General features: G+C 31.0%; 10 protein-coding genes and 1 other annotated feature. Of the genes, 9 read left to right on the top strand and 1 reads right to left on the bottom strand.

What is annotated here, in order from left to right:
- The first annotated feature begins 152 nt into the window (after positions 1 to 152).
- The 9 genes from VK998_RS06060 to VK998_RS06020 all read left to right on the top strand — a co-directional run bounded on the left by VK998_RS06060 (position 153) and on the right by VK998_RS06020 (position 8665).
- Positions 153 to 2318 (top strand): RelA/SpoT family protein, encoded by a 2166-nt coding sequence (locus VK998_RS06060; protein ID WP_325226580.1) that lies wholly within the window; start codon positions 153 to 155, stop codon positions 2316 to 2318.
- Between the two features lie 16 nt (positions 2319 to 2334).
- Positions 2335 to 2784, top strand: a complete 450-nt coding sequence (gene dtd, locus VK998_RS06055) for a D-aminoacyl-tRNA deacylase (RefSeq protein WP_325226579.1) — start codon at positions 2335 to 2337, stop codon at positions 2782 to 2784.
- Positions 2785 to 2795: 11 nt separating this feature from the next.
- A complete protein-coding gene (locus VK998_RS06050; protein WP_325226577.1) occupies positions 2796 to 3419 on the top strand; it encodes an MBL fold metallo-hydrolase in 624 nt (207 codons plus the stop codon).
- Between the two features lie 49 nt (positions 3420 to 3468).
- Positions 3469 to 3639: a hypothetical protein gene (locus VK998_RS06045; RefSeq protein ID WP_325226575.1), complete on the top strand. Its 171-nt coding sequence runs from the start codon at positions 3469 to 3471 to the stop codon at positions 3637 to 3639.
- A gap of 11 nt (positions 3640 to 3650) precedes the next feature.
- Positions 3651 to 5123 (top strand): coproporphyrinogen dehydrogenase HemZ, encoded by a 1473-nt coding sequence (hemZ, locus tag VK998_RS06040; RefSeq protein WP_325226574.1) that lies wholly within the window; start codon positions 3651 to 3653, stop codon positions 5121 to 5123.
- Positions 5124 to 5160: 37 nt separating this feature from the next.
- Positions 5161 to 5358: a binding site (T-box leader), on the top strand.
- A gap of 43 nt (positions 5359 to 5401) precedes the next feature.
- On the top strand, positions 5402 to 7180 hold the full coding sequence (aspS, locus tag VK998_RS06035) for an aspartate--tRNA ligase (protein WP_325226572.1): 1779 nt from the start codon (positions 5402 to 5404) through the stop codon (positions 7178 to 7180).
- Between the two features lie 43 nt (positions 7181 to 7223).
- Entirely contained in the window at positions 7224 to 7949 is a 726-nt protein-coding gene (locus VK998_RS06030; RefSeq protein ID WP_325226570.1) for a tRNA threonylcarbamoyladenosine dehydratase, read from the top strand.
- Positions 7937 to 8362 (top strand): SoxR reducing system RseC family protein, encoded by a 426-nt coding sequence (locus VK998_RS06025; RefSeq protein WP_325226568.1) that lies wholly within the window; start codon positions 7937 to 7939, stop codon positions 8360 to 8362. Before VK998_RS06030 ends, VK998_RS06025 begins: the two co-directional genes overlap by 13 nt.
- A 24-nt stretch (positions 8363 to 8386) precedes the next feature.
- The gene (locus VK998_RS06020) at positions 8387 to 8665 is read left to right on the top strand and encodes a metal-sensitive transcriptional regulator (RefSeq protein ID WP_325226566.1); all 279 of its coding nucleotides are present in this window, start codon (positions 8387 to 8389) and stop codon (positions 8663 to 8665) included.
- Here the strand turns inward: VK998_RS06020 and VK998_RS06015 are convergent.
- Positions 8662 to 8895, bottom strand: a 234-nt coding sequence (locus tag VK998_RS06015; RefSeq protein ID WP_325226564.1) for a threonine/serine exporter family protein, incomplete at its 5' end; no start/stop codon positions are given. The two genes, VK998_RS06020 and VK998_RS06015, sit on opposite strands and share 4 nt — an antisense overlap.

Here is an 8895-nt window from a genome sequence, read left to right as displayed (position 1 = left end):
TTCTAATATAATGATGAAAAAACTCTGTTTTTGATATATATTGCTATAATATTGAATTTTTTAGTGAAAGTTAAAATTTCAATATTTAATATAAATTTATTGAAAATTTGTACAATATTTATCTTATAAATTATATGGAGCAGGTGAATTATATGATAGAAAATTTATTGTCTAAAATTGAAGAATATAATCCTCATATAGATATGGAACAGATTATCAAAGCTTATAATTTTGCTGAGTATTCTCATCAAGGGCAATTGAGAAACTCTGGTGAAGTCTATTTTGTTCATCCCTTTAATGTTGCCATGTTGCTTGCAGATTTAAGTATGGATGGAACTACTATAATTGCGGGTCTGCTTCATGATGTATTGGAAGATACCAGCGTAGATTACGAAACTTTAGTAAAGGAGTTTGGAGAAGAAGTTGCTAATTTAGTTGATGGAGTTACAAAATTAAAGAAATTACAGTACAAGACAAAGCAGGAAAGCCAAGCAGAGAATTTGAGGAAGATGGTATTGGCTATGGCTAAGGATATAAGGGTAATTATAATAAAATTAGCTGATAGATTGCATAATATGAGAACTTTAGAATATATGAGTGAAGAAAAGAAAAAAGAAAAGGCTTTGGAAACTTTGGAAATATATGCTCCATTGGCACATAGACTAGGTATGTCTAAGATAAAATGGGAATTGGAAGATTTATCTTTAAGGTATCTAGATCCAGAAGGATATTATGATTTGGTGGATAAGGTTTCTAAACGAAGACGAGAAAGAGAAGCATATATTCAAAAAATAATCAGTGAAATAGATGAAAAACTTGATGAAATGAGTATACCTAGAGATATTAGTGGTAGACCAAAGAGTTTTTATAGTATTTATAAAAAGATGGTTTATCAAAATAAAAGTTTTGAACAGATATTTGATTTAACCGCTATTAGAGTTATTGTAAATACTATAAAGGATTGTTATGGAGTTTTAGGAATTGTCCATACTATGTGGAAACCAATACCCGGCAGGTTTAAGGATTATATTGCTATGCCAAAGCCGAATATGTATCAGTCCCTTCATACTACAGTAATTGGGCCAGAGGGAGAGATATTTGAGGTTCAAATTAGGACTTGGGATATGCATAGAACTGCAGAATATGGTATTGCTGCTCATTGGAAATATAAGGAAGGCAATGTGAAGACGGACAATTTTGATGAAAAATTAACTTGGTTAAGGCAATTGCTAGAATGGCAAAAGGATTTGAAAGATCCTAAAGAATTTATGGAGACTTTAAAAATAGATTTCTTTACAGATGAAGTATTTGTCTTTACTCCTAAAGGAGATGTTATCAATCTACCTAATGGCTCTACTCCAATAGATTTTGCATACAGGGTTCATACTGCTGTAGGGAACAACTGTGTTGGTGCTAAGGTTGATGGAAGGATTGTACCTTTAGATTTTAAACTTAAAAATGGCAATATAGTTGAAGTTTTAACTTCTCCAAGTAGTAACGGACCTAGTAGAGATTGGCTTAAAATTGTAAAGAGTAGTCAAGCTAAGAATAAAATTAGACAATGGTTTAAACGTGAAGAAAAGGATTTAAATATAATTAAAGGCAAGGATATGTTGGAAAAGGAAGTTAAAAGACAAGGTTATAAACTAACTGAAGTGTTAAAAGAGGATTGGCTAAAAAATATTGCAAACAAATTAAGTTTAAATACTTCAGATGATTTATATGCTGGAATAGGATATGGAAGTGTAACTATATCTCAAGTTATGTCCAGATTAAAGGAGTTCTATAGAAAACATTACAAAGTGAAAGATGAAAAGACTTTGGCTGAAAGTAAAATAAAAGATCAAAGTTTTGCTAAAAGAAATAAAAAGTTTACCCAAGGTATTAGTATAAAAGGAGTAGACAATATAAAGGTAAGATTTTCTAAATGTTGTAATCCTGTACCTGGTGATGAAATAATTGGTTATATTACAAGAGGTAGAGGAGTGTCTATCCATAGAAAGGATTGTCCTAATATAAGTTTTGTTGATGGTAATGAAAGATTTATAGAAGTTTTTTGGGATACTGATGAAAAAGCTGAGTACCCAGCAGAAATTCAGATTAAAGGAACAGATAGACCAGGATTGTTGACTGAGATAACACAGAGAATTACCGAAGCTGAGCTTTCTTTATTGTCTCTAAATGCTAGAACTAATAAGGAAAGATTGGCTATTATAAATATGATTTTAGAGATAAAGGATATAGATCAATTAAGAGATTTGATGAAGAAAATAAAAAAATTAAAAGGTGTAATAGACGTATATAGAGTTACTAGTTAAAGAAAGGAAGGTTATGATGAGGGCTGTAATCCAAAGAGTGACAGAAGCCAGTGTAAAGGTAGAGGAAAATATTGTGGGGAAAATTGATAAAGGTTTATTGGTTCTTCTTGGTGTGGGTGAAGAAGACAATGATAAAGATTTAGAATACATGGTAGATAAAGTACTAGGCTTAAGGATTTTTGAAGATGATAATGGAAAAATGAATTTATCTTTATTGGATATTGGTGGAGAGATATTGATTATATCTCAATTTACACTATATGGAGATGTTAGAAAGGGTAAAAGGCCAAGTTTTACCAAATCTGCCCATCCAGATATAGCAAAGGATATCTATCTTAAGTTTGTTGAAAAATGTAAAGAAAAGGGTATAAAAACTGAGGAAGGTATATTTGGGGCTAATATGGATGTATCTTTAATAAATGATGGCCCTGTTACCATAATAATAGATAGTAAAAAAACTTTTTAGGAGGGATATTTTTGAAAGTAGTAAGGATACCAGCAGGGATTTATGCTGCTAACTGTTATTTAGTATATTCAGAGGATAGTAAAGAAGCTATAGTAATTGACCCAGGTGGAGATGAAGATGATATTTTAACTCAGATAAAAAATATAGGATTGGATGTTAAATATATTGTCCTAACCCATGGTCATGGAGACCATATTGCTGGTGTCAAAGGGATAAAAGATTATACTAATGCTCCTGTGGCTATACACAAAGATGATGAATATCTGCTAAAGGATGGAAGAAGTAATTTTTCCAGTACTATGGCAATGGGTACTGTAGAAATTTCAGCGGATATTTTGCTAGATGATGGAGATGAGATAAGTTTTGGAAATTTAAAAGGCAAGGTAATCCATACCCCTGGACATACCCCTGGAGGTATTAGCCTTAAAATTGACAACCAAATATTTACTGGGGACACTTTATTTGCTGGTTCTATTGGAAGGACTGATTTTCCTAAAAGTTCCTATAAAGATATAATAGAATCAATAAATAAACGAATAATAGTTTATCCAGATGATATAATCGTATATCCAGGACATGGTCCATCATCTACTATAAAAAATGAAAAAGAGTCTAATCCATTCATAAAGAGATAGAATTGGAAGCCATCTTTTAGGGAAAGATATACCCTAGGAGGTGGCTTAAATGACTAAAAAGATAAGGTTTATACGCAATAAAAAAGATAAAGCTATAGATTTACATGATGTTCATGACCTAATAGAATTAGGTTTGGATAAAGAAGAAATTTCCAAAGAATTTGGTATTTCAAAGAAATATATAAAGAAGATGATTGAAGATTATTATCAGGATTATTAAGGGGAATGAATATGATATATGTCAATTTAGTAGGTCACCATTTTAATTATGAAATAAATGAATTGATAAAGGTTTTCTTTTTTGGCGAAGAAATTGTTTTCATAGATAATATCGATGAATATACTATAGGTATTTTAGTTGTTAATAAGTTAATAGATTGTAGTAGCAATATTGAATCTTGCATATGGGTTTATAAGGATGGTAATTTGATACATCAAAGCTCAATTAAGAACATTGAAAAAATTAAGGTGGATAAAGGTAATATTAGAAAGAAAATACGAATAGGAATCAAGCAAAATTTTTATGAAGCGTTAAGCAACATAGCTAAGGTAAAAGCCCCTTGGGGAATACTAACTGGAATTCGTCCAGTAAAAATAGTTCATAATCTTTTAGATGAAGGTTTAGAAGATAATGAGATTTTAAATATTTTGACTAAAGAATATAAATTGTATTCTCAAAAAGCTGAGCTAATATTGGATATTGGAAAAGAACAAAGACAATATCTTTATCCTTTAGATAGAGATAGGTTTAGTCTATATATAAGCATCCCCTTCTGTCCTACTAGATGCTTATACTGTTCTTTTCCATCCTTAAGTATTAAAAAATATGAACATTTAGTAGAGGATTATGTAGACAAACTTATATATGAAATCAATAGGATTGGAGAATTAATGAAGAACAAAACTATTTCTACTGTATATATTGGTGGGGGAACTCCTAGTGCTATTTCTCCTAAATATTTAGAAAAAATCATACAGGCTATATATAAGAATTTCCCTAGGGGTAGCATCCAAGAGCTAACAGTAGAGGCAGGTAGACCAGATACTATAGATATCCAAATGCTAAAAATGTTAAATAGAAATAATGTTGAAAGAATTAGTATAAACCCTCAGACTATGAATGATAGTACATTGAAGTTAATTGGACGACAGCATAGTAGTCAAGATATAATAAAGACCTATATTATGGCAGGTGAAATTGGATTTACTGTAATAAATATGGATTTAATTGTTGGACTTCCTTCTGAAGGAGTAGATGATATAAAAAAAACATTAAACAAAATAAAGGAATTAGACCCTGAAAATTTAACCGTCCATACATTATCAGTAAAAAGAGGTTCAAAATTTATAAGAACTATGGATAAATACCAGGTGAAGGATCAAAATATAATAGAAAAAATGTTGAATGAAACAAAGAATTTTGCAGTTGAAATGAATCTTTTACCTTATTATCTTTATAGACAAAAACAAATTATGGGGAATTTTGAAAACATAGGATATGCTAAAAAAGGAAAGGAATGTATATATAATATAAAGATGATGGAGGAAAAGGAAACAATCATCGGATTAGGAATGGGAGCTGTATCAAAGATATATTTTCCAAAAGAAGATAGAATAAAAAGAGTACCTAATGTGAAATCTTTGGAAGAATATCTGAAGAGAGTTGAAGAAATGGTGGAGAGAAAAGCAAGGATATTATCTTGACACTATAGAGAATATATCTTATAATAATTAAAACCATATGGAAACTGTGAAAAGGAATAGTAGTTAAATCTCTTAGCTATAGAGAGTCAGGTTTGGTGGAAACTGATGCTAATGTTTAATGAAGACACCTTGGAGTTAACAAACTCAGTTTGTTCGCATATATTGCGTTATTTTTTAAGTGAGGTATAAGCCTAATTAGGGTGGCACCGCGAGAAATTTGCCTCTCGTCCCTGAATTTCAGTGATGAGAGGTTTTTATTATTTTAAGGAGGTAAAATCATGAGAGAAAAGATGGGAAATTTAAGAAGAACTCATATGTGTGGAGATTTAAGAGTATCCCATATAGATAAAGAAGTGGTTTTAATGGGATGGGTACAAAAAGAAAGAAATTTAGGTTCTTTAATATTTATTGACCTACGTGATACAACGGGAATTTGTCAAATAGTTTTTGATAGTACTATTTCAGAAGAAATATTTAATAAGGCAGAAAAAATAAGATCTGAGTACGTATTGGCTATAAAGGGAAAAGTAAGAAAAAGAGAATCTACAAATAAAAATATCCCTACAGGTGAAATTGAGGTCTTGGTAGATGAGTTAAAAATACTGGATAAATCTGAAACACCACCCATTTATATAAAAGATGATGACAATGTTGCTGAAAATATGAGACTGAAATATAGATATTTAGATTTAAGAAAACCTTCTATGCAAAATAGGTTGAAGATGCGACACAAAACTGCAAAGATAGTTAGAAATTTTTTAGATGAAAACAATTTTGTGGAGATAGAAACTCCAATGCTTACTAAGCCTACTCCAGAAGGAGCAAGAGACTATTTAGTTCCAAGTAGAGTTAACCCAGGCCATTTTTATGCCCTACCCCAGTCTCCACAGCTTTTAAAACAGCTTTTAATGGTCTCAGGTATGGATAGGTATTATCAAATAGTAAAATGCTTTAGAGATGAGGATTTAAGAGCGAATAGGCAACCAGAGTTCACTCAAATAGATATTGAAATGTCCTTTGTAGATGTAGAAGATGTTATAAAAATGAATGAAAGAATGCTATTTAAGTTATTCAAAGAGTTAAAGGGTATTGAAATTGACCTTCCAATACAGAGAATGACCTACAAAGAGGCTATGGAAAGATTTGGAGTAGATAAGCCAGATTTAAGATTTGATTTTGAATTAGTGAATATTAGCCCTATAGTAAAAAATTCAGATTTTAAAGTATTTAGTGGTACTATAAAAAATAACGGTTGTGTAAGAGGGATTAATGTAAAAGGTTATGGGGATAAATTTTCACGTAAAGATATTAGTAGTCTAGAAGATTATGTTAAAACCTTTGGTGCTAAAGGTCTAGCTTGGATAAAGATAACAGAAGATGGCATAACTTCACCTATAGCTAAATTTTTGTCTAAAGAAGAAATAAATGGCATTCTAGACGAATTAGATGGTGAAAAAGGGGATCTACTTTTATTTGTTGCTGATAATCCAAAGATTGTATTTGATAGTTTAGGCAATTTAAGAAATGAAGTGGCTAAAAGACTTGATATAATCGATAATTCTGAGTTGAAATTAGTATGGATAACTGAATTTCCATTATTTGAATATGATGAAGAAGAAGAAAGATATGTAGCTAAACACCATCCATTTACTCATCCTATGGAGGAAGATATTGAATTATTGGAAACTGAGCCTGAAAAAGTTAGAGCAAAAGCTTATGACATTGTTATTAATGGAGATGAAATGGGAGGAGGAAGTATAAGAATTAGCGACCCAGAATTACAAAAGAGAATGTTTGCTGCCCTTGGTTTTTCTGAAGAAGAAGCTTGGAATAAATTTGGTTTTCTTCTAGAGGCTTTTAAATATGGTACACCTCCTCATGGTGGAATAGCTTATGGATTTGATAGGTTAATTATGTTGTTGACTAATAGTTCAAATATTAGAGATGTTATAGCTTTCCCAAAAACACAATCTGCTACTTGTATACTAACTGGAGCACCTTCTGAGGTATCGAAAGAACAACTAAAAGAAGTGCATGTAAAACTGAATCTAGAATAATAGTGGAATTAGGTAGTCTATTTATATTTGAAAGGAGAAAAGAATGGATAGCAGATTTTCCAGAACAAAATTATTATTAGGTAAAGAAGGAATGGATATACTTAATAAGTCAAAAGTTGCAATATTTGGTATAGGTGGCGTAGGTTCCTTTGCATCAGAGGCTTTGGTTAGGTCTGGATTAGGGGAGATTATTATTATAGATTATGATATAATAGATATAACTAATATAAATAGACAAATTCATGCTACCTCAAAAACTATAAATTTACCAAAAGTAGAAGTAATGAAAGATAGATTATTGGAGATTAATCCAAATTTAAATATAAAGGCAATAAAAGAAACCTATAAGGATGAAAATAAGGATAGGTTATTGTTACAGGGTTATGATTATGTAATAGATGCTATAGATATGGTATCTGCTAAAATCAACTTGATTGTAAATTGTAAAAAATTAAATATTCCAATTATATCCTGTATGGGAGCAGGAAATAAACTAAATCCAACAATGCTCCAGGTGGGAGATATATATAAAACCAATACTTGTCCTTTGGCTAAAGTAATGAGAAATGAATTGAGAAAGAGAAATATCAAGGATTTGAAGGTAGTATGGTCAAAAGAAAAGCCTATAAAAGTTAATTTAGAGAAAGAAAATGCTAGGAAATCTGTCCCTGGTAGTGTTTCTTTCGTTCCTTCTGTTGCAGGATTAATTCTTGCTTCTGAAGTGATAAAAGATTTAGTATCTGGGGGTGTTAATTTGTGGAACAATTAGGATATGTTCGCAAAATTAGTGATAATATAGCCGAAGTAGAGGTAAGAAGAATTTCTGGTTGCGGTGGAAGCTGTGGTAGCTGTGGTGGCGGCTGTAGTGCGCCAAATATAGTAGTACAGTTAGAAAATAGAATTGGAGCAAAAACTGGAGATTTTGTTGAAATTAAAGCTAAATCAAAAAATATTTTAAAGTATGCTTTAATTGCATATATGATTCCTTTTGCCATGCTAATTTTGGGAATAGTTTTGGGAGTAAATTTATTTCAATCTATGAATATAAATAGTTATGAAATATTAGGTTTTGCTATGGGAATCGTCTTTCTAGCAGTTTCATTTGTAATAGTAAAATTAATAGATCAGTCTTTAAAAAGAAAAAATGAAAATGCTATGGAAATGATACGGATTTTGGAATAAATTTATTAAAAGGAGGAAAGAAGATTGACTTTTGAGACAAAGGATAACGAGGCCATAATACGACGTTTAAGAAGAATTGAAGGACAAGTAAAGGGAATACAAAAAATGGTAGATGAAGGCAAGTATTGTGGAGATATACTAATTCAAATAGCAGCAGTACGAGCTGCCATGAATTCTGTAGGTGGGCTTATATTGGAAAGTCATATGAAGGATTGTTTAAAAAAATATTTAGACGGGTCAGCAGAAGATGAGGTTTTAGATGATTTAGTCAACACCATGATAAAATACACAAAACAAAACTAATCTTTGTTTTTTACCCGTTTAATGGATTTGGATAGTGATGTGGAAATTATTAAACCAATAGAAATAGCAGCTGCTATAAAAAAGGTCTCGGTACCTTTGTTTGCAGCAGAAATAAAGTCTTTTTCTACTAAGGCTAACATAGTGTAATACATGCCAGCACCGGGTACTAATGGAATTATTCCAGGTACTATAAATACGGTTGCTGGTTTTTTATAATGTCTTGCAAACAA

The sequence above is a fragment of the Schnuerera sp. genome (genome assembly GCF_035459645.1).
Classification (GTDB): Bacteria; Bacillota; Clostridia; order Tissierellales; family Tepidimicrobiaceae; genus Schnuerera.
The sequence above is the reverse complement of the archived record's forward strand: the minus strand, read 5'-3'. Positions and strand labels throughout refer to the sequence as shown.